The organism is Massilia sp. LC238, assembly GCF_000735635.1.
GTDB lineage: Bacteria > Pseudomonadota > Gammaproteobacteria > Burkholderiales > Burkholderiaceae_D > Telluria > Telluria varians.
This window is the reverse complement of sequence record NZ_JNNN01000030.1, coordinates 252583-270815: the sequence shown is the minus strand read 5'-3', so window position 1 is coordinate 270815 and position 18233 is coordinate 252583. Positions and strand designations below refer to the sequence as shown.

Here is an 18233-nt window from a genome sequence, read left to right as displayed (position 1 = left end):
AAACCAGGGACGGGTTTCACGAGAACCTGTCCCCAACAACAGCTAAAAAACAATACGTTTCTTTTAAAGGAAGATAGGAAATGGCAAAGGAAAAATTCGAACGGACCAAGCCGCACGTCAACGTCGGCACCATCGGTCACGTTGACCACGGCAAAACCACCCTGACGGCTGCAATCGCAACCGTTCTGTCGAAGAAGTTCGGCGGCGAAGCCAAGGCCTACGACCAGATCGACGCGGCTCCGGAAGAAAAAGCACGCGGCATCACCATCAACACCGCGCACGTCGAGTACGAAACCGCAAACCGTCACTACGCGCACGTTGACTGCCCAGGCCACGCCGACTACATCAAGAACATGATTACCGGTGCAGCGCAGATGGACGGCGCGATCCTGGTGTGCTCGGCCGCTGACGGCCCGATGCCGCAGACCCGCGAGCACATCCTGCTGGCGCGTCAGGTTGGCGTTCCGTACATCATCGTGTTCCTGAACAAGTGCGACCTGGTCGACGACGCAGAACTGCTGGAACTGGTCGAAATGGAAGTGCGCGAGCTCCTGTCGAAGTACGAGTTCCCGGGCGACGACCTGCCGATCATCAAGGGTTCGGCTCGTATGGCCCTGGAAGGCCAGGCTGGTCCGCTGGGCGAAGACGCCATCATGCAACTGGCTGACGCACTGGATTCGTACATCCCGACCCCGGAACGTGCCGTTGACGGCGCCTTCCTGATGCCGGTGGAAGACGTGTTCTCGATCTCGGGTCGCGGCACCGTGGTGACCGGTCGTGTCGAGCGCGGCATCATCAAGGTCGGCGAAGAAATCGAAATCGTCGGTATCGTTGACACCGTCAAGACCACCTGCACCGGCGTGGAAATGTTCCGCAAGCTGCTGGACCAGGGTCAAGCTGGCGACAACGTCGGCCTGCTGCTGCGCGGCACCAAGCGTGAAGACGTCCAGCGTGGTCAGGTTCTGGCCAAGCCGGGCTCGATCAAGCCGCACACCGATTTCACCGGCGAAGTGTACGTCCTGTCGAAAGACGAAGGCGGCCGTCACACCCCGTTCTTCAACAACTACCGTCCGCAGTTCTACTTCCGTACGACTGACGTGACCGGTTCGATCGTGCTGCCGGCCGACAAAGAAATGGTCATGCCAGGCGACAACGTGTCGATCACCGTCAAGCTGATCGCTCCGATCGCGATGGAAGAAGGTCTGCGCTTCGCAATCCGCGAAGGCGGCCGTACCGTCGGCGCCGGCGTGGTTGCCAAGATCATCGCCTAATTTCGGTTAGCGAGATCCGTCGGCGGGACGCGTGTTCCGCCGGCACAACGATGGGGACAGGCTTTTTTGGCCTGTCCCCATCTTTATGAGAGGGAAGGGTGATATACTCCCGCCTCTTGAGCAGTACCGAAGCACCTTTCACACATTGCCGGCACCTTGCCGGAACGTTCTTTTAAAGGAAATAGCATGTCCGCTCCGAACCAGAAAATCCGCATCCGCCTGAAAGCGTTCGACTACAAGCTGATCGACCAGTCCGCTCTGGAAATCGTCGACACCGCCAAGCGCACCGGCGCAGTGGTCAAGGGCCCGGTCCCGCTGCCGACCCGCATCCAGCGTTTCGACATCCTGCGTTCGCCGCACGTCAACAAGACCTCGCGCGACCAGTTCGAAATCCGCACCCACCAGCGTCTGATGGACATCGTTGATCCGACCGACAAGACCGTTGACGCACTGATGAAGCTGGACCTGCCGGCTGGCGTCGACGTCGAAATCAAGCTGCAGTAATCGCATCCACCGCCAGCGGATCAATCCGCTGAGGTAGCAAGGGCCGGGAGTTCGCAAGGACTCCCGGCCCTTGTCATTTTTGCGGCCGCCGCGGGAGCGGACCGACGGTTTCAGTTGAGCAGTGCGTGGATCACCGGCCCGAGCAGGCCGCCGATGACCACGCCGCCGCCGAGCAGCAGCACCAGCAGGGCATACCGGCCGATCCAGCCGACCAGTGTCGGGTGACCCGTGAAATGCGAGCGCAGGCTCGCGGCCGTGAGGCGGGTGGCATCGTCCGGGAGATGATCGAAGTTCGACATGGGGCCTCCGTGCAAAAGCCCATTGTCGAGTGCGCTTTGTGTGCGCACTTTGTGCTGCCGCAAGTGCCATAGCAGGACGGCAGCGGCGGCGGAACTTCTCCAGCCAGGCTCTAGTGCGCGCTTTGTGCGGAGCAAATTGTTCGCGCAGGCTCGCCGTGTTGTAATCGTAGCGATCACAACCGAGCGAAAAGCGCATGTCCGTTACACACAGCTTCCACTCCGCAGCGTTCGAGCTGCGCCGCCTCTCCTGGACGCAGCTCGCGGGCTACGCTTATCTCGGCTTCTTCATCCTGCTGCTGGTGCGGCTGGCGGCGCCCGACGCAATTGGACCTGCACTGCGCAAGCTCGCCCTCGCGCTGCCCCTGGTCCTGCTGGCCGCCAAGGACCTGGCACACCTGCCCGACGCACTGCAGCGCCTGCGTGGCGCCACCGGCTGGCGTGGCCGCATCCTTGCGCTGCTGCCGCCGGAACTGATCGGCATGGCCAGGCTCGACCGCCTGATGTGGACCGGCTGCCTGCAATGGCTGCGCCGCCGCAAGCCGCTGGCGCGGCCGGAAGGCACGGCGCTGACCTACCTGCAGCGCGGGGCTTACGGCACCGCGATCGGCTGCGCGATGGTCGCGGTATTCCTCGAACTGCCGATCGACTTCGGCATCCTCCACCTGTTCGTCGCCGATCCGGACACGCGCATGCTCATCCATGTGGTCGGCGGCATCGGGGCCGTGTACACGCTCGCCTGGGTGCTGGGCGACCGCTGGCACGTGGCCGAAGGCAGCCATGTGCTGGCCGGCGAGGTGCTGCACCTGCGCGTCGGCGTGCGCACCCAGGGCAGCATTCCGCTCTCGAGCATCGAGCGCGTCGATGCGGTGACCGAGGCGCCGGAACGCTGGCGCCGGCGCCATGGCATCCATCCTGCCGACACCATCACGGTGACGCCTTTCGACAAACCGAATTGCGTGCTGGTCATGAAGCCGGACGCCGGCGTGACGCTGCTGCACTGGCAGGTGCGCCGGACCGCGCCGCGCTATGTGTTGCTCTACCTCGACCGTCCGGAACTGCTGGCCCGCATCGTCAAGCAGGGCGGATGACGCGCACCCGGCAGCTGCGCGTTGGGCCGGGGGCGCTGATCATCCTGGCCCACCTGGTCTTCCTCGCGATCCTGCTCCGCTATGCCGGCACGCCCCCTGTCAGGGATGAGACAGGTCCGGCCGACTACATCGAATTCGTGCCGGTTCCGGCAAAGGCCAGGCCGAGGCCGGTGGAAGCTGCCACCCCGTCCCCGGCACCCCGCAAGCCAAAGGCCACGCCAGCGCAGGCCGCGCCCGCGTCATCGGACATGGTGGCCGTGCCATCCGTTCCGGAGCCGCAGGAGTCTAGCCCGGAACAGGCAGTAGCGCAGGGCAAACAACTGGACATGGACGCACTGCGCGCCACGGCCCGTCGCGTCGCCAGGGAGCACGTACCGGAACCATTCGAACAGGTGCGCGATGCCGAGCATCTGCTGGAAATCGAAAAGAAAGACCTCGGCCGCGCCATCAGGGAAGCCAAGCGGCCGCCCTGCACCAAGAAGTACAGCGGCGGAACCTCGCTGAATGTGTTCGCGCTGATTCCGCTGGCGATCGACACGATCACCGATACCGGCTGCAAGTGGTAGCGCCGGCAGGCCGTTAGCCCTTCGAGCCGGTCTTCCAGCGCAGCCCGAAGCCGAAATGGCGGTCCATCAGCTCGTGCGCGCTGGTCCCGCCGCTCTGCTGGAAATACTCTGCCAGCTTGGTGACCTGCAAGCTGCCGCCCCGGTTCTCGATCAGCGCGATCGCGCACATCATCTGGTTGCCGCCGCCATCCAGGCGCACCTCGATTGGCGCCTGCTCGGGCGCGGTGATGGTCACCACGCCATCGGTCGCCGCCCAGTTGGGCACGCCCTCGTAGATGAAGGAAAAGATCAGCGCACGGCGGATCTGGTCGAAGCGCTCGCCATTGATGGTCAGGTTCTCGCCGCCGGCCACGGCGCCGGTGCGGTCGTCGGCATCCAGGCGGATGTAGGGCTCGCGTTCGAAGTCGCCCCAGGCATTGCCGAGCGCCTGCACCAGCCCGCGCCGGCCGTCGGCCAGCTCGTACATGCAGCCGAGGTCGAGGTCGATGCCGCCGCGGCCCTTGCGGCCGGCGCCGCCTCCGCCGATCGCGCCGCCGATCAGCTTGTCGAAGAAGCCGGTTTTCGCAGGCTGCTGCGGCGGCGCTGCGGTAGCCGACTGGTTCCAGTTCAGGTTCACGTGGATGCGGCCGAAGCCGCGGCCGGGGCGCTTGTCGAGCGAGACCTTGTCGCCGCGCTTTTCCAGCGTGACCTTCGACAGCGAGACCCTGGGCTGCGCCGGCGCCGGCGCCGGCGCCGAGGTGGGAGCGGAAGCGGCGGCAGGCTTGGCCTCGGTGCCGCCGAAATGCGCCAGCAGTGCCGACAGCCCGCCATTGAAGCCCTGGCCGACCGCGCCGAAACGCCACATGCCGTCGCGCCGGTACAGTTCCGCCACGATGACCGCCTTCTCGTCGCCGAAGTCCGCACCCGACCACGGGAAGCGCACCGCGCTGCCCAGATTGAGGGCGCAGGCGCCGAGCGAGCGCATGGTCTGGGCGCCGTCGATGGCGGCGACAAACACCAGCTTCGCGATCGTCGCCGGCAGGGCATCGAGATTCACGGCGAAGCGCGCCAGCGACCCGCTCGACTCCAGCCGCACCGCGCCCTCGGGGCTGGCCAGCTGGTTGTAGAACACCATGTAGCGCTCATCCGACAGGCGCTCGGACGCATCCAGGCCGAAACAGGACACGTCGACCGAGAGGCCGGGCGCCCCGATATCCACCTCGACGGTAAAGCTATGGCCGATGCCGAGGTCTGACAGCTTGCCTTTCTGGCCACGCGAGAACAAATTCATGAGGTTTCTCCTTCCATCGAACGGGAACCGAAGCGGTGCGATTGTTCCACCAGGCGCTCGGCCCAGGCGCGGTGGGTGGCGACTTCGCACATCGCGTCGTTCATGCGGAACACGGCGGGGCTGGCCTCGTCGAGGATGGCGCGCGCCACCGCCAGGTCTTGCGGGCGCACCTGGTAGTGCTGCTCGATCGGGGCGATCTGGGTCGGGTGGATGGCGGTCTTGCCGACCATGCCGTGGGCCAGGTCTTCCAGCACTTCCTGGTCGAGCAGCTCGGGCAAGTCGAGGTATTCGAACACCGGCGCCGTCAAGGCGAAACCCCAGGGCCGGAAGGTGGTCACCAGGCGCGCGATCACCGGTCCCAGGGGCGTGCGGTAGATCGTCATGCCGCGCGGCCGGCGCAGGCCCAGCAGGGCGAGCAGGTCGTTGCCCCCGATGCGCAATGCCAGGATGCGGTGGCGCACGCCCGGGCCTTCGAACACGGCGCGCAGCTGCTGCATTTCGCTGTCGCTGAACACTTCCGCCGTCTCCAGCGTCGGCATCAGGACGTGGCTTGTGTCGCGCACGAGGCGGAAATAGGTGTCGAAGTTGTGGCGCGTGATCTTCGGCAGCACGAAGCCGCTCAGCTTCTCGGCGCCCGGCATGGCCAGCACGCGCGCCATCACTTCCGGATTGCGCACCCGGACGAAACGCTCGGCCGTGACTTCGCTGCGCATGTTCGCCAGCACCACCGAGAGGTTGAACAGCGACCAGCTCAGCTCGCGGTCGGCGATGGCGTCTTCGAGACAGAAGATGAGCGAGCGCGCGTCCGGCAGCTTCTCGCCGTTGGCGATTCTGGCCAGGTCCTTGTGATTGGCCGGCACGTACAGTGACGCGCCTAAAGACTTAAGCATCCGATGCACTCCTGATCAGGGAAACTGCGTGATAGGGCAGAAGCGGGTCGACCGCGACCGGCACCTGTTTTTCTTCGGCCAGCACTTCCAGGTGCCGCACGTCCGGGGCGCCCGGCTGGCGCAGCACCAGCAGGCGCGGCACGCGGCGCAGCAGCACGCGGGTGGCCTCGCCGATGCCGGGCTTGATGAGATTGACGTCTGCGATGCCGTAGCGCGCCATGGCGCCCTCAAGGTAGGCGCGCGAGCGTTCGGCCGCCGCTTTCGCGTCCAGCGGCGTGGCTGGCGGCACCTCGCCGCCGGCCTGCGCCAGCGCCACCAGCGCATCGGCAAAGCGCTGCGACTGGTCATGGGGGGCAAACTCGCCGTAGTAGACGCAGCCGTGGAAGTCGTTTGGACCGATCCGTTCGTCCAGTACCGTGCGGCTCACCAGCCCCGACACCGTGGCATTCAGGATGCTCGACGGGATCAGGTAGTCGTCGCCGGAGGCCGCGACGGCAGCGGCGCCGGCCAGGTCCGACAGCACGTACAGGCCGTTGTCGATGCCGGTCCCCTGCGCCGCATTGAAGGCGGACACGGACAGCGCCAGCTCGCGCGCGATCACGCCCTTGCCGGTCCAGCCGTCCACGAACACGATCGATTCCGGCGCGTGGCCCCGGGTCAGGATGTGGCGCAGGGCGGCCCCGTCGATGCCGCGGTCGCGCACGATCGACACCGAATAGTGGACCGCCTCGCGTTCGAGCACCTCGCGCAGCAGCCGCGCCACCACCACGCCCACCGGGGTGCCGGCGCGCGCCAGCGACACCACGGCGATGGCGCCGCTGCGCCGTGCGGCGATGAGGCCGGCCAGGCGCAGGCAGTCCGCCGCCATGCGCGCATTGTTGGTGCGGCAGGCATCCTCGAACACGGCCATGTAGCGCGGCGAGGGCAGCGATTCGGGAGACAGCATCTGGCTGTAGTGGCGCTGGCCGGACTGGATCAGGCGCTCCTTGTCATGCACGCTGGTGAACTCCTGCGCCTGCAAGCGCGTGAGCAGGAAGTCCACCTCGCCGGCGCGGTAGCTGCCCGGGAAGCTCACAGGGCCTCCACGGTCAGGCGCGCGAGCTGGGTGGCGCGCGGCACGATGGCGTAGTCGCAGGCGGCCATGAAGCGCGCGTCGGAACGGCTGTCGCCCATGCCGAAGGTGACGATGTCGCCGTGCTCGGCGCGCAACTTGCCGGTGATGTGGGCCACCGCGTTGGCCTTGTCCAGCGCCTTCGGCAGGATCGCCAGGTTGTTGCCGTTGCGGTGTACGACATAGTCCGGGCGGCCGTCTGCGATCCAGGGGCGCACCACCTCTTCCTCGATCGGCGCCAGGCGCTCGTGGCGCTTGTCCGGGTCTTTCACGACCAGGAAGAAGGGCGTGGCGAAATCCTCGATCATGCGCGCCCGCCCGCCGAAGCCGGTGCGCGCCGCGTAGTCGTCGATGTGCCGCGCCAGCTCCTGCAGGCCGGGCAGGGCGGCGTGCATTGCGCTGCGCATTCCTTCCAGCCAGGGCATGTCGGCGCCGCCGCCGGGGGCAAGCACCACGCCGCCATAGTTGATGACGGCGTAGCTGTCGAAGGGCAGGTGCACGCGGCGCAGGCCGTCGTGGTCGCGCGCCGTGGTCGGGATCACGGTCATGCCGTCCTGTACAAAGCTGAGGAAGGCGCGCTGGGCGCGCGTGGTGTACGAGCAGATGCTGCCGTCCTTGTAATAGGCGGCCGGCTCGAGCGCCTCGCTTGCTGCGCACTTCTCGAAGGTCTGGAACAGCGTGTCGTCCAGGTCAGCGAACAGGAATTTCTTCAACGTCAGCCTCGGACAGGAAGTGGAACAGGCGCGCATCCAGCAGAGCGGCGAGCTCGCGCAAGGGGGCATTGGGCGCGGTCTCGTGGCAGACCAGCACGTGCTCGTACTGGCCAGGCGCGATGTTGTAGATGAAATTGGCGATGCCCTCGCCGTAGTTGTCGGGGAAGCTCAATGCGTGGCTGACCGCACCCCAGGTCAGGATCGGCGAGCGCGTGGTCGACTGCACCCGGACGTCGACGCCGCGCCGTTCCAGCGCCGCGCCCAGCAGCATGGCGGCATGCATGAATTCGCCGGTGCCCAGTACGGCGACCCTGGCCCCAGGCGCGAATTCGCTTGCCAGACGCTCCGCCAGCGCCTCGGGGGCGCGCAAGGCGGCGCGCAGGCCCAGGCGGCCGAAACCGGTGCTGGCGCCGCGGTCCGCATCCGGGTCGAAGCGCTGGGCAGGGGTGGCCGGGGCCACATAGTCGCCCGGCGTGAAGCGGTACTCGCCGCTGAGCAGCGCGCCCATCGTCACCGGCAGGCCGAAGCGCCCGGACAAGGCGGCAGTGGCCTCTCCACCCATGAAATTGGTGATCGTCGCCAGGTGCACCCGCGCGATGCCCGGATTGAGGCGGCGGCAGGCCGCGGTCAGGTTCAGGAAGGTGTTGCCGGTGCTGGCTTCGTCGTCCACCAGCACCAGGGTGGAGGCCGCCAGCAGCAGCGCGCGCAGGTGAGGATCTTCCGGCATGTGCAGGAACTGGCGCGGCGCATGGCTGTGCGCCTCCTCGAATTCGATCAGCTCGCCAGTGCCTGCGCGGTAGCGCGTGGTGTGGATGAACAGGGCTTCACGTCCGGGATTGGCGCGCAGCCAGGCTTCGAACACGCCCTGGCCCAGGCCGACCGCGGTTTCCGCCATGGCGATGAACACCACCGGCCCATCGCTGGCCGGCACGGTGGCGGCAAGGCGTTCGTGGATCGCGAGCATGCTCGACGGTGTCACCGGCCAGTGCTTGCCCAGCACCTTGCTCAGGAACAGGAAGCCGCGCTTGGCATTGGCGCGCGCCGCGAAGCCGAGCAGATCTTCAAACGCGTCTGCGCCCTCGGCAAGCGCGACGTCGAGCGTCCCGGTGGGCAGGGCCACGCTGCGCCGTGACAGGGCGTCCAGGTCGGACTTCGCGTTCATGCCAGCTCCAGCGCTTCCGGGACTTCGATCACGCGCATGCCGTTGCGTACCGGCGCCACCTCGACCGTGTCGAAGCCGTCGGCGAAACCCTTCAGTGCGATCCAGGGCAGGTTCGGTCCGGCCGCACAGGCCATGCCGATGCCGCCCGACATGCGCGGGTTGATCTCGAGCAGCCGCGGCTTGCTGCCGGCTTCGCGGAACTGCACGTTGAAGATGCCGTTCAGGCCATAGTCGGCGGCGAGTTTCGTGGTCGCCTCGATAATCTCGGGGCGCATGTCGATCAGCTGGCCGCTGCCGGTCTGCGCCGGCTTGCGGCGCGCCACCGCCGCCACCAGGCGGCCGTTGTCGCCCACGCAGTCGACGCTGTATTCGGCGCCCTCGAGGAATTCCATCAGCAGCATGGTGCGGAATTCCTTCAGCTCCGTCAGGCCGCGGCGCAGGTCCTGGTAGCCGATGTGGTACTCGACGCCTGCCAGGAGCAGGGCGGCGCTGCTGCGCTCCTCGTCGACGATGGCGAAGCCGATGCCGTAGATGCCGCGCGCGGGCTTGATGCACAGCTTCGCATGGCGCGGGCGCAGCTCGGCCCAGGCGGCATCGAACTGGTCGACGTTGTCGAAGCGGCGGAATTCGGCCACCGGCGCCTGCGGCAGATCGGTCTCCGCATAGAAACCGGCCTTGTCGTGCATGAGCTGGAGCTTCTGCGGCGTGGCCGCGCTCAGTACGCGCGTGCCGATTTCCAGGAAGCGCGCGTGCTGCGCGGCCAGGGTGGTGGCTTCGCGGCCCGGCACGAAGATGTCGATGCGCTGCTTGCGGCAGAATTCCAGGCACCACTCGACGTAGGCAGCCGGCTCCAGGCCGACGGGCTCGCCGTGGAACTCATGGGCCAGGCGCGCCGCCGGGGTATGGCGGTTGGCATTGCTGTGGATGATGGTGAAACGCTGGGCGGTATCGGCCTCGCGGATCAGCCGGATCGCGGCGTAGATGGACGAAAACGTCCTGTTGTACCAGACGCGCATGAAGTCTTTCAAGACAGGTGGACGTACGCGCCCGCGGGGCGGCGGGCGCGTAACGACAGGCGGCTCGGGCCGCGCTCTTATAGGTTTAGACGTTGACGCCGAACGAGCGCGCGAGCGGACCCAGGCCGCCCTTGAAGCCCTGGCCGACGGCGCGGAACTTCCATTCGCCGCCGTGGCGGTACAGTTCGCCGAAGATCATCGCGGTTTCGGTCGAGCTGTCCTCGGACAGGTCGTAGCGCGCGATCTCCGCTTCGCCGTTGGCGTTCAAGCAGCGGATGTACGCCTTGGCGACCATGCCGAAGTTCTGGCGGCGCGCGTCGGCATCGTGGATGGTGACGCAGAACGAGACCTTCTCGACCTCGGCCGGGACGCGCGACAGGTCGACCGCGATCTTCTCGTCGTCGCCCTCGCCCTGTCCGGTGGTGTTGTCGCCGGCGTGGACCACCGAGCCGTCGCTCGATTTCAGGTTGTTGTAGAAAATGAAGTCGGCGTCGCCGCGCACCTTGGCGTCGGCTTTCAGCATGAATGCGCTGCCGTCCAGGTCGAAGGCGGCGCCGTCCGTGGAACGCGGGTCCCAGCCCAGGCCAATGATCACCTTGGTGAGGCCAGGTGCCTCCTTGCTCAGGTTGACGTTGCCGCCTTTCTGCAGACTGATTGCCATACGAACTCCTTACGTGGTGGGGGTTGATCGGCCGCCGATGACGGCGTTAACTATTTGATTGTACACGCTCCGAATTTCACATTACTCACTCTCGTGATGTCCATACGCCAGTGGCCGCTTCGTAACATTCCGGTCATAATTGCCGCCCGAAGGAGGCAGAATGGCAACAATGAAGCAGGTGGCGGAGCGGGTCGGCGTATCGACCTCGACCGTCTCGCACGTGATCAACGGGACCCGGGCGGTGAGCGAGGCCGTGCGCAGGCAGGTGCTGGCCACCATCGAGGAGATGGGCTATATCCCGAACGCGATGGCGCGCAGCCTCAAGAACGACAAGAGCCATACCATCGGCGTCTCCATTCCCGACAATACCCATCCCTGCTTCGCCGAGCTGCTGCGCGGCATCGAGGACGCGGCCTTCGAGGTCGGCTACAACATCATGCTGTGCAACGGCTACGGGGACGTGCAGCGCCAGGCCACCCACCTGCGCAGCCTGACCGAGAAACGCATCGATGGCCTGATCCTAGTGGCCGGCAGCGCCCGCGACGAACTGGCCCCGCTGCTGGCCAGCCAGCGCGTGCCGATCGTGCTGGCAGACCACGAGGTGCCGGCCGTGGACACCGATTTCATCGGCCTCGACCACGAAGCGACGGGCCATGCCGCCACCCGCCACCTGATCGAGCTGGGCCACCGCCGCATCGCCTGCGTGGCCGGGCCCCGGGCCGAACCGCACAGCCTGGAACGCATCGCCGGCCTGCGCCGCGCCCTGCTGGATGCGGGCCTGTCGCTGCCCGCCGCCTACCTGGTGCATGCGACTCCCGATTGCGCCGGCGGCCATGATGCGGTGCAAGGCCTGCTGGCGCTGGACACGCCGCCGACGGCGGTGTTTGCCTGCAACGACCTGATGGCGCTGGGCGGCCTGTGCGCGGCGCAGGAAGCCGGCGTGGCGGTGCCCGGCCAGCTGTCGGTGGTCGGTGGGGACGACCTCGGCATGGCCGCGTTCGCGACGCCACGCCTGAGTTCCGTCACCCAGCCGACCCATGCGCTGGGCCGGCAGCTGACCGAGCTGCTGGTCGGGCGCATCCGAGGCGATGCCCGGCCGCGCATGCGCCGCCGGCTGCAGGGCAGCCTGGTGGTGCGGCAGTCGACCGCGCCGGTCTAGGCCGCGGCCCGGGTCTCGACCGGAACCTGGTCCACGACCGGCTCGCCGGCCGCTCCCCAATGCACGGTCTGTGCCGGCAGCGCCAGTCGGACCCCCTGCTCGCCGAGCATCGCCACGATGCGCAGGTAGATTTCCTGCTGCACGTCCATGAACACGCGGTAGTCCGGGCTGGCGACGTAGTACACGATCTCGAAGGTGTAGGCGGGCGCCGCCAGCGAAGCCAGGTGGGCGCGGTCGAAGCGCACCTGTGCCTGGGCCGCGACGATGTCTTCGAGCAGGCCGGGCAGGGCGCGCAGGGAGGGTTCCGGCGTGTCGTAGGTCACCGCCACCTGGAACACCACGCGGCGCTCCTCCATGCGGCGCAGGTTGTGGATGCGGCTCTTGAGCAGGTCGGCGTTCGAGAACACGATCTGCTCGCCGCCCAGGCTGCGCACCCGGGTGGTCTTCAGGCCGACGCTCTCCACCGTGCCCAGCATCTTGTCGACGATGATGAAGTCGCCCACCACGAAGGGCTTGTCGAGCACGATCGACAGCTTGGCGAACAGGTCGCCCAGGATGCTCTGCACCGCCAGCGCCACGGCGATACCGCCGACCCCCAGGCTGGCCACCAGGGCGGTGATGTTGACGCCCAGGTTATCGAGGGTCATCAGGCCCACCACCGCCCACAGGACCACGCGCAGGAGGAAGGCGATCGCAGTCGACGAGGTGACGCGGTCGGGGTCGGCGGCCTGCTCGGCGCGGGTGCCGGCCAGCCAGGCGCGCAGCGCATGGTCGCCCCAGATCGCGCACTGGATCAGCACCGCGGCGATCGCGGCGCGGCTGATGAAGAGGTGGGTACGCTCGGGCAGGGCCAGCAGGCTGGCGCCGGCATACAGTCCGACGATGATCAATACCACCAGGCGGGTCTTGGACAGCGCGGCCACGGCGGCGCCGAGCGCGCGCGAGCCGCCCGGATTGGCGGCCACGAAGGAGCGCAGGCGCCGCAGCAGGATCGACTTGACGGCGTCCAGGCCGGCCACCACCACGGCGGCGGCGGCCAGCGCCATCAGCCAGTCGGCCACCGGGTTACCCAGGAAAACGGTATCCATGTGTACTCCTTTCATGCTGCCGGACGTTCGTCGACGGCCGGCGTTTCATTGCGCGCCAGCGCAGTCAGGAAGCCTTCGCCCCAGCGCGTGACGTCGTGCTCCTCCACGATCATGGCCAGCCGCGCGGCGCGGTAGGCGACTTCGTCGGCGCCCATGCTGAGCGCCTGGTACAGGGTCTCGCTCATGGCATTGGCGTCGTAGGGATTGACCAGCAGGGCGCCGTGCAGCTCGACCGCGGCGCCGGCGAACTCGGACAGGATCAGCACCCCGGGCCGTCCCACCGCATGGCGGGTGGCGACATACTCCTTGGCCACCAGGTTGAGGCCGTCGCGCAGCGGCGTGATCCAGGCGATGCCGCAGGCGGCGTAGTGGGCCACCACGTCCTCGAAGGGCAGCGAGCGGTAGAAATAGCGCACCGGGACCCAGTCGAGGGTCGAGAAGCGGCCGTTGATGCGGCCCACGGTGCGGTCGAGCTCTTCGCGCAGGCTGTCGTAGATCTCCATGCCGCTGGCGGCCGGGGTGACGATGTTTAGCAGGGTCACCTTGCCCAGCAGTTCGGGATGGCGCTCCAGCATGCGCTCGAAGGCCTGCAGCTTTTCCAGCGAACCCTTGACGTAGTCGAGGCGCTCGATCGAGACGATCCCGGTGCGGCCTTCCAGCAGGCCGTCGAGTTCGGCTAATTGGCGATGCACTTCGCTGCTGTCTACCAGGCGCCGGATCAGCTTGACGTCGGTGCCGACCGGATGGGCGCCCAGCGCCACGCGCCGTCCGCCGACCTCGATCGCGGTCATCATGCGGTCGACCCCGAGCGCGCAGCCATAAGTGAGGAAGCGTGGCGCGCACGGGACGCTGCCGGCCACTTCCACGGGGGCGAACGAGCGTACCGCGTCGACGAAGTTCTCGACGTAGCGCGGAACGTGGAAACCCACGTAGTCGCATTGCAGCAGGCTGCCGATGATGTCGCGCCGCCACGGCAGGATGTTGAATACGTCGCTCGAGGGGAAGGCGGTGTGGTGGAAGAAGGCGATCGTCAGGTCCGGGCGCAGCGGACGCAGGAAGGCCGGCACCATCCACAGGTTGTAGTCGTGGATCCAGGCGGTGGCGCCGTGGGCGGCCTCGCGCGCGGTCTGCTCGGCGAACAGGCGGTTCACTTCCAGGAAGCGCTCCCAGTGCGCCTGGTGGAATTCGGCCTTGTCCGGGAAGGAGAAGATGATCGGCCAGAAAGCCTCTTTCGAGAACTTCTTGTAGAACAGCTCGATGTCCTCGCCGGTGAGGGCGATGCGCGCCGCCTTGAGCTGCGGGTAGCGCTGCGGGTCGACCGCCACGTGGGTGTCGAAGCCTTCCGGCGTGCGCGATTCCTGCTGCGACCAGGCCACCCAGGAGCCCTTGCGCCCGCCGGCGAAGAAGTTCAGCAGGGTCGGCATGATGCCGTTCGGGCTCTTCGGGCGGCGTTGCAGCGTGACGCCGTCCACCACCAGTTCGTCGTAGGGCAGGCGGTGGTAGACCATCACCAGTTCGGCCTCGCCAAATACCGGCTCGGCGCTCGGTGCGGCGGTGGCGCCGAGCGGCATGCCGTGCCGCGCCAGGCCTTCCAGGATGCCGCCGCAGCCTTCGAGGGACGCCACGTGCACGCGCGCATTCCTGCGCACGCGCTCGACCAGCGCCGGCTCGGCGCCGCCCACCACCACGCCGCGGAACCCCGCCTCGAACATCGACAGGTCGTTCAGGGTGTCGCCCGCCACCACCACGCTGGCGGGGTCGAAGCCGGCCACGGCGGCCAGGCGGCGCAATGCCGCGCCCTTGCCGACGCCGCGCGGCAGCACGTCGAGGTAGCGTCCGGCCGAGAACAGCAGCTCGCAGCCGAGCGCTTCCACCGTAGCCTGCAGCGCCGGCGTGACGGCGTCTTCTGACGCCAGGAAGGAACAGCGCCGTTCCTGCGGCACGCTCTGGCGTACCAGCTGCGGGAAGCCGGACAGGGCGCGCAGCACCGCCTGGCTGCCGGGCCAGTGCGACGTCAGCTCGTGCTGGATCGGCTCCACCGGCCGCAGCTCGCGGTCGACCACGGTGGCGCCGACGTCGGCGATGATGTAGTCGGGGCTCGGGATGGTGGGATCGCTCAGCAGGGGCATGACGGTTTCCAGGCCGCGTCCGGTCACGAAGACCAGGGTGGGGCGGGCGTCCGCAGGGGCCTCGGAGGCGGCGGCGAACAGGTCGCGCACGCGGCGCCGTGCCTCGGAGGTGCCCGCGAGCAGTGTGCCGTCGAGGTCGGTGGCGAGCACGAGGCGGGCGGGATCGAGGGGGCGGGACCAGCGTTGCGAGTCAATGACAGTCATGAATCATCCTTATCTGCGATGCGTCCGCGCACCTGGGGCGGCGGACCGGGTCGGGGCGCGCTGGATCCGCCGGGAGGCGGGCGCGCCAGGAAAAAAAGGGCAGGCATGGTGCGCTGGACGCACCGTCATCTGCCGGCGAAGGGAACGTGAAAAGCGGGAGGGGCGGGGAGGTCGCCCGCAAAATGCATTTGTACAATAGCATTTCGCAGCGGCATCGACAACCGGTGATCCGGCAGGACATGTTGGAGAGCATGCAAAACACGTCCGAAAAAAAGCTATTGCAAAACTGTCGGGCTGCTACGTATAATGCGGGTCCCCGGGCGGTTAGTTCAGCTGGTTAGAATACTTGGTCGACATCCAAGGGGTCGCAGGTTCGAATCCTGCACCGCCCACCAGACTTCCAGATCGCAGGCTCCCAGCAATGGTCGTAGCCTGCAGAGAAAAGGCGCAGCGGTGTGCCTTTTCTGTGCTGACCAGTCAGGTCAGATTCCTTGCTCTCTCCAGCTACTGCGGAAAACGCAACAGGCCGAGGTCACCTCGATTTATCCTGTTGCGCCGTTGCCGTTTGCGCGCTATACTAGCCGGCTTCGGTATGGGCACGTCTTTTTCAGCCCATGCTTTTTTAGTAGTACTAATTAGCCCCGCCCAATCGTAGGTGGGAATGGAGAAAAAATGAGCCTGGGCCTCCTCGGTCGCAAGGTTGGCATGATGCGTATCTTCACGGATGACGGCGATTCGATCCCTGTCACCGTGCTGGACGTGTCCAACAACCGTGTTGCGCAAGTCAAAACCCCTGAAACTGACGGCTACACTGCTGTGCAAGTCGTCTTCGGCCAGCGTCGCGCTTCCCGCGTGAACAAGGCTGCTGCTGGTCACTACGCCAAAGCTGGCGTCGAAGCCGGCACGATGCTGCGTGAATTCCGCATCGATTCCACCAAAGCCGCTGAACTCAAAGCCGGCGACACCATCAATGCTTCGATGTTCGAAGTGGGCCAGAAAATCGACGTGCAGGGCACCTCGATCGGTAAGGGCTACGCCGGTACCATCAAGCGTTACAACTTTGCTTCGGGCCGTGCTACCCACGGTAACTCGCGTTCGCACAACGTTCCTGGCTCCATCGGTATGGCGCAGGATCCGGGTCGCGTGTTCCCAGGCAAGCGCATGACCGGTCACATGGGCGACGTTACCGTCACCACCCAGAACCTGGAAATCGCCCGCATCGACGCTGACCGTCAGCTGCTGCTCGTGAAAGGTGCCGTTCCTGGCGCCAAGAACGGCCAGGTGATCGTCAAGCCGGCTGTCAAAACCAAAGCCAAGAAAGGAGCCTAAGTATGGAACTCCAGCTCCTGAATGAGCAAGGTCAAGCTGGCGCCGGCGTTGCAGCTGCCGACACCGTGTTCGGCCGCGAATACAACGAAGCCCTGATCCACCAGATCGTGGTCGCCTACGCCGCCAACGCGCGCAGCGGCAACCGCAAGCAGAAAGACCGTGAAGAAGTCAGCCACACCACGAAGAAGCCATGGCGCCAGAAGGGCACCGGCCGCGCTCGTGCTGGTATGTCGTCGTCGCCTCTGTGGCGCGGCGGTGGTCGCATCTTCCCGAACACCCCGGACGAGAACTTCTCGCACAAGGTCAACAAGAAGATGTTCCGTGCAGGTATCTGCTCGATCTTCTCGCAGCTGGCCCGCGAAGGCCGTCTGAACGTTGTCGAAAACCTGTCGATCGAAGCTCCGAAGACCAAGCTGCTGTCGCAAAAGCTGCAGGGCATGGGCCTGGAATCGGTCCTGGTGATCACCGACACCATCGATGAAAACCTGGAACTGGCATCGCGCAACCTGCCGAACGTGCTCGTCGTCGAGCCGAAGTCGGCCGATCCGATGTCGCTGGTGTTCTACAAGAAAGTCCTGGTCACCAAAGCTGCTCTGGCCAAGATCGAGGAGATGTACGCATGAGCACCGCTATCAAATTCAGCGAAGAGCGCCTGATGAAGGTGCTGCTGGCTCCGGTTATTTCCGAAAAGGCGACCTTCGTCGCTGAAAAGAACGAACAGATCGTGTTCAAGGTTCTGCCGGATGCAACCAAGCCGGAAATCAAGGCTGCCGTCGAACTGCTGTTCAAAGTCGAAGTGGAATCGGTGCAAACCGTCAACCGCGAAGGCAAGGTCAAGCGTTCGGGCCGTTTCACCGGTCGCCGCAACCACACCAAGCGCGCTTTCGTGGCCCTCAAGCCGGGCCAGGAAATCAATTTTGTCGAGGAGGCTAAATAATGGCACTCGTTAAGATGAAGCCAACCTCCCCAGGCCGCCGCGGCATGGTGAAGGTTGTGAACAGCGACCTGTACAAAGGCCGTCCGTTCGCAGCCCTGGTTGAGAAGAAATCGAAGACTGCTGGCCGTAACAACAACGGTCACATCACCACCCGCCACATCGGCGGTGGCCACAAGCAGCACTACCGTGTCGTGGACTTCAAGCGTAACAGCAAGGACGGTATCCCTGCCAAGGTCGAGCGTATCGAATACGACCCGAACCGTACCGCGCACATCGCTCTGCTGTGCTACGCGGACGGCGCCCGTGCGTACATCATCGCTCCGAAGGGCGTCGCTGTCGGCGATACCCTGATGAACGGTTCGGAAGCACCGATCAAGGCCGGTAACTGCCTGCCGATCCGCAACATCCCGGTTGGTACCGTGATGCACTGCGTCGAAATGCTGCCGGGCAAAGGCGCACAGATGGCCCGCACCGCCGGCGCCGCTGTCGTCCTGATGGCCCGCGAAGGCACCTACGCCCAGGTTCGCCTGCGCTCGGGTGAAGTCCGTCGCGTGCACATCGAGTGCCGTGCAACCGTGGGTGAAGTCGGCAACGCCGAGCACAGCCTGCGCAAGATCGGTAAAGCCGGTGCGATGCGTTGGCGCGGTGTCCGCCCGACCGTCCGCGGTGTCGTCATGAACCCGATCGACCACCCGCACGGTGGTGGTGAAGGCCGTACGGCAGCAGGTCGCCATCCGGTGTCGCCATGGGGCCAGCAGACCAAGGGCAAGAAGACGCGTTCGAACAAGCGCACTTCGTCGATGATCGTCTCGCGCCGCGGCAAGAAATAAGGGATA

Annotated in this window: 19 protein-coding genes and 1 tRNA gene; 10 read left to right on the top strand and 10 right to left on the bottom strand. The window is 66.2% G+C overall.

Features of this window, described 5'->3' with window-relative positions:
- Window positions 1-80 precede the first annotated feature (80 nt).
- Both tuf and rpsJ read left to right on the top strand, forming a co-directional pair.
- On the top strand, window positions 81-1271 hold the full coding sequence (gene tuf / locus FG94_RS07235; protein ID WP_036209002.1) for an elongation factor Tu: 1191 nt from the start codon (window positions 81-83) through the stop codon (window positions 1269-1271).
- 186 nt (window positions 1272-1457) lie between these two features.
- On the top strand, window positions 1458-1775 hold the full coding sequence (rpsJ, locus tag FG94_RS07230) for a 30S ribosomal protein S10 (protein WP_036209000.1): 318 nt from the start codon (window positions 1458-1460) through the stop codon (window positions 1773-1775).
- Window positions 1776-1885: 110 nt separating this feature from the next.
- Here rpsJ and FG94_RS07225 read toward each other — a convergent pair whose 3' ends face one another.
- The gene (locus FG94_RS07225) at window positions 1886-2074 is read right to left on the bottom strand and encodes a hypothetical protein (RefSeq protein ID WP_036208997.1); all 189 of its coding nucleotides are present in this window, start codon (window positions 2072-2074) and stop codon (window positions 1886-1888) included.
- Between the two features lie 194 nt (window positions 2075-2268).
- Between FG94_RS07225 and FG94_RS07220 the strand changes: the two genes are divergently transcribed.
- Window positions 2269-3162: a hypothetical protein gene (locus FG94_RS07220; protein WP_051996304.1), complete on the top strand. Its 894-nt coding sequence runs from the start codon at window positions 2269-2271 to the stop codon at window positions 3160-3162.
- Window positions 3159-3728: a hypothetical protein gene (locus FG94_RS07215; protein ID WP_036208993.1), complete on the top strand. Its 570-nt coding sequence runs from the start codon at window positions 3159-3161 to the stop codon at window positions 3726-3728. Before FG94_RS07220 ends, FG94_RS07215 begins: the two co-directional genes overlap by 4 nt.
- 13 nt (window positions 3729-3741) lie before the next feature.
- On the opposite strand, the gene FG94_RS07210 is transcribed toward FG94_RS07215, so the two are convergent.
- From FG94_RS07210 to FG94_RS07180, 7 genes are all read right to left on the bottom strand, one after another.
- Complete coding sequence (locus tag FG94_RS07210) at window positions 3742-4998, bottom strand: TerD family protein (protein WP_036208991.1); 1257 nt, start codon at window positions 4996-4998, stop codon at window positions 3742-3744.
- Window positions 4995-5888, bottom strand: coding sequence for an HpcH/HpaI aldolase/citrate lyase family protein (locus FG94_RS07205; RefSeq protein WP_036208989.1), 894 nt, complete (start codon window positions 5886-5888; stop codon window positions 4995-4997). Before FG94_RS07205 ends, FG94_RS07210 begins: the two co-directional genes overlap by 4 nt.
- Complete coding sequence (locus FG94_RS07200) at window positions 5881-6963, bottom strand: cysteine protease StiP family protein (protein ID WP_036208987.1); 1083 nt, start codon at window positions 6961-6963, stop codon at window positions 5881-5883. The genes FG94_RS07205 and FG94_RS07200 overlap by 8 nt, the downstream gene beginning before the upstream one ends.
- Complete coding sequence (locus FG94_RS07195) at window positions 6960-7712, bottom strand: hypothetical protein (protein WP_036208984.1); 753 nt, start codon at window positions 7710-7712, stop codon at window positions 6960-6962. The genes FG94_RS07200 and FG94_RS07195 overlap by 4 nt, the downstream gene beginning before the upstream one ends.
- Window positions 7690-8874 (bottom strand): phosphoribosyltransferase domain-containing protein, encoded by a 1185-nt coding sequence (locus FG94_RS07190; protein ID WP_051996303.1) that lies wholly within the window; start codon window positions 8872-8874, stop codon window positions 7690-7692. The genes FG94_RS07195 and FG94_RS07190 overlap by 23 nt, the downstream gene beginning before the upstream one ends.
- Window positions 8871-9890 carry an ATP-grasp domain-containing protein gene (locus tag FG94_RS07185; RefSeq protein ID WP_036208979.1) on the bottom strand — a complete coding sequence of 340 codons (1020 nt, stop codon included), beginning with the start codon at window positions 9888-9890 and terminating at the stop codon, window positions 8871-8873. The genes FG94_RS07190 and FG94_RS07185 overlap by 4 nt, the downstream gene beginning before the upstream one ends.
- Before the next feature lie 85 nt (window positions 9891-9975).
- Window positions 9976-10551 carry a TerD family protein gene (locus FG94_RS07180; protein WP_036208976.1) on the bottom strand — a complete coding sequence of 192 codons (576 nt, stop codon included), beginning with the start codon at window positions 10549-10551 and terminating at the stop codon, window positions 9976-9978.
- A 160-nt stretch (window positions 10552-10711) separates the two neighbouring features.
- Between FG94_RS07180 and FG94_RS07175 the strand changes: the two genes are divergently transcribed.
- Window positions 10712-11710: a LacI family DNA-binding transcriptional regulator gene (locus tag FG94_RS07175; RefSeq protein ID WP_036208971.1), complete on the top strand. Its 999-nt coding sequence runs from the start codon at window positions 10712-10714 to the stop codon at window positions 11708-11710.
- Here the strand turns inward: FG94_RS07175 and FG94_RS07170 are convergent.
- Both FG94_RS07170 and ggpS read right to left on the bottom strand, forming a co-directional pair.
- Window positions 11707-12798, bottom strand: a complete 1092-nt coding sequence (locus FG94_RS07170; RefSeq protein WP_081925853.1) for a mechanosensitive ion channel family protein — start codon at window positions 12796-12798, stop codon at window positions 11707-11709. The genes FG94_RS07175 and FG94_RS07170 overlap by 4 nt on opposite strands.
- An 11-nt stretch (window positions 12799-12809) precedes the next feature.
- A complete protein-coding gene (gene ggpS / locus FG94_RS07165; RefSeq protein ID WP_051996301.1) occupies window positions 12810-15131 on the bottom strand; it encodes a glucosylglycerol-phosphate synthase in 2322 nt (773 codons plus the stop codon).
- A gap of 318 nt (window positions 15132-15449) precedes the next feature.
- Between ggpS and FG94_RS07160 the strand changes: the two genes are divergently transcribed.
- The 5 genes from FG94_RS07160 to rplB all read left to right on the top strand — a co-directional run bounded on the left by FG94_RS07160 (window position 15450) and on the right by rplB (window position 18227).
- A tRNA-Val gene (locus tag FG94_RS07160) sits at window positions 15450-15526 on the top strand.
- 277 nt (window positions 15527-15803) lie between these two features.
- A complete protein-coding gene (gene rplC, locus FG94_RS07155) occupies window positions 15804-16460 on the top strand; it encodes a 50S ribosomal protein L3 (protein WP_027867261.1) in 657 nt (218 codons plus the stop codon).
- A gap of 2 nt (window positions 16461-16462) precedes the next feature.
- Window positions 16463-17083: a 50S ribosomal protein L4 gene (gene rplD / locus FG94_RS07150; protein ID WP_036208965.1), complete on the top strand. Its 621-nt coding sequence runs from the start codon at window positions 16463-16465 to the stop codon at window positions 17081-17083.
- On the top strand, window positions 17080-17397 hold the full coding sequence (gene rplW / locus FG94_RS07145) for a 50S ribosomal protein L23 (protein WP_027867259.1): 318 nt from the start codon (window positions 17080-17082) through the stop codon (window positions 17395-17397). The genes rplD and rplW overlap by 4 nt, the downstream gene beginning before the upstream one ends.
- Window positions 17397-18227 (top strand): 50S ribosomal protein L2, encoded by an 831-nt coding sequence (rplB, locus tag FG94_RS07140; RefSeq protein WP_036208962.1) that lies wholly within the window; start codon window positions 17397-17399, stop codon window positions 18225-18227. The genes rplW and rplB overlap by 1 nt, the downstream gene beginning before the upstream one ends.
- The last annotated feature ends 6 nt before the right edge of the window (window positions 18228-18233 follow it).

Excerpts from the sequence above, each read along its gene's own strand:
- tuf (WP_036209002.1), top strand. The coding sequence starts at position 81 with ATGGCAAAGGAAAAATTCGAACGGACCAAGCCGCACGTCAACGTCGGC.
- rpsJ (WP_036209000.1), top strand. The coding sequence starts at position 1,458 with ATGTCCGCTCCGAACCAGAAAATCCGCATCCGCCTGAAAGCGTTCGAC.
- FG94_RS07225 (WP_036208997.1), bottom strand. The coding sequence starts at position 2,074 with ATGTCGAACTTCGATCATCTCCCGGACGATGCCACCCGCCTCACGGCC.
- FG94_RS07220 (WP_051996304.1), top strand. The coding sequence starts at position 2,269 with ATGTCCGTTACACACAGCTTCCACTCCGCAGCGTTCGAGCTGCGCCGC.
- FG94_RS07215 (WP_036208993.1), top strand. The coding sequence starts at position 3,159 with ATGACGCGCACCCGGCAGCTGCGCGTTGGGCCGGGGGCGCTGATCATC.
- FG94_RS07210 (WP_036208991.1), bottom strand. The coding sequence starts at position 4,998 with ATGAATTTGTTCTCGCGTGGCCAGAAAGGCAAGCTGTCAGACCTCGGC.
- FG94_RS07205 (WP_036208989.1), bottom strand. The coding sequence starts at position 5,888 with ATGCTTAAGTCTTTAGGCGCGTCACTGTACGTGCCGGCCAATCACAAG.
- FG94_RS07190 (WP_051996303.1), bottom strand. The coding sequence starts at position 8,874 with ATGAACGCGAAGTCCGACCTGGACGCCCTGTCACGGCGCAGCGTGGCC.
- FG94_RS07185 (WP_036208979.1), bottom strand. The coding sequence starts at position 9,890 with ATGCGCGTCTGGTACAACAGGACGTTTTCGTCCATCTACGCCGCGATC.
- FG94_RS07180 (WP_036208976.1), bottom strand. The coding sequence starts at position 10,551 with ATGGCAATCAGTCTGCAGAAAGGCGGCAACGTCAACCTGAGCAAGGAG.
- FG94_RS07175 (WP_036208971.1), top strand. The coding sequence starts at position 10,712 with ATGGCAACAATGAAGCAGGTGGCGGAGCGGGTCGGCGTATCGACCTCG.
- FG94_RS07170 (WP_081925853.1), bottom strand. The coding sequence starts at position 12,798 with ATGGATACCGTTTTCCTGGGTAACCCGGTGGCCGACTGGCTGATGGCG.
- ggpS (WP_051996301.1), bottom strand. The coding sequence starts at position 15,131 with ATGACTGTCATTGACTCGCAACGCTGGTCCCGCCCCCTCGATCCCGCC.
- rplC (WP_027867261.1), top strand. The coding sequence starts at position 15,804 with ATGAGCCTGGGCCTCCTCGGTCGCAAGGTTGGCATGATGCGTATCTTC.
- rplD (WP_036208965.1), top strand. The coding sequence starts at position 16,463 with ATGGAACTCCAGCTCCTGAATGAGCAAGGTCAAGCTGGCGCCGGCGTT.
- rplW (WP_027867259.1), top strand. The coding sequence starts at position 17,080 with ATGAGCACCGCTATCAAATTCAGCGAAGAGCGCCTGATGAAGGTGCTG.
- rplB (WP_036208962.1), top strand. The coding sequence starts at position 17,397 with ATGGCACTCGTTAAGATGAAGCCAACCTCCCCAGGCCGCCGCGGCATG.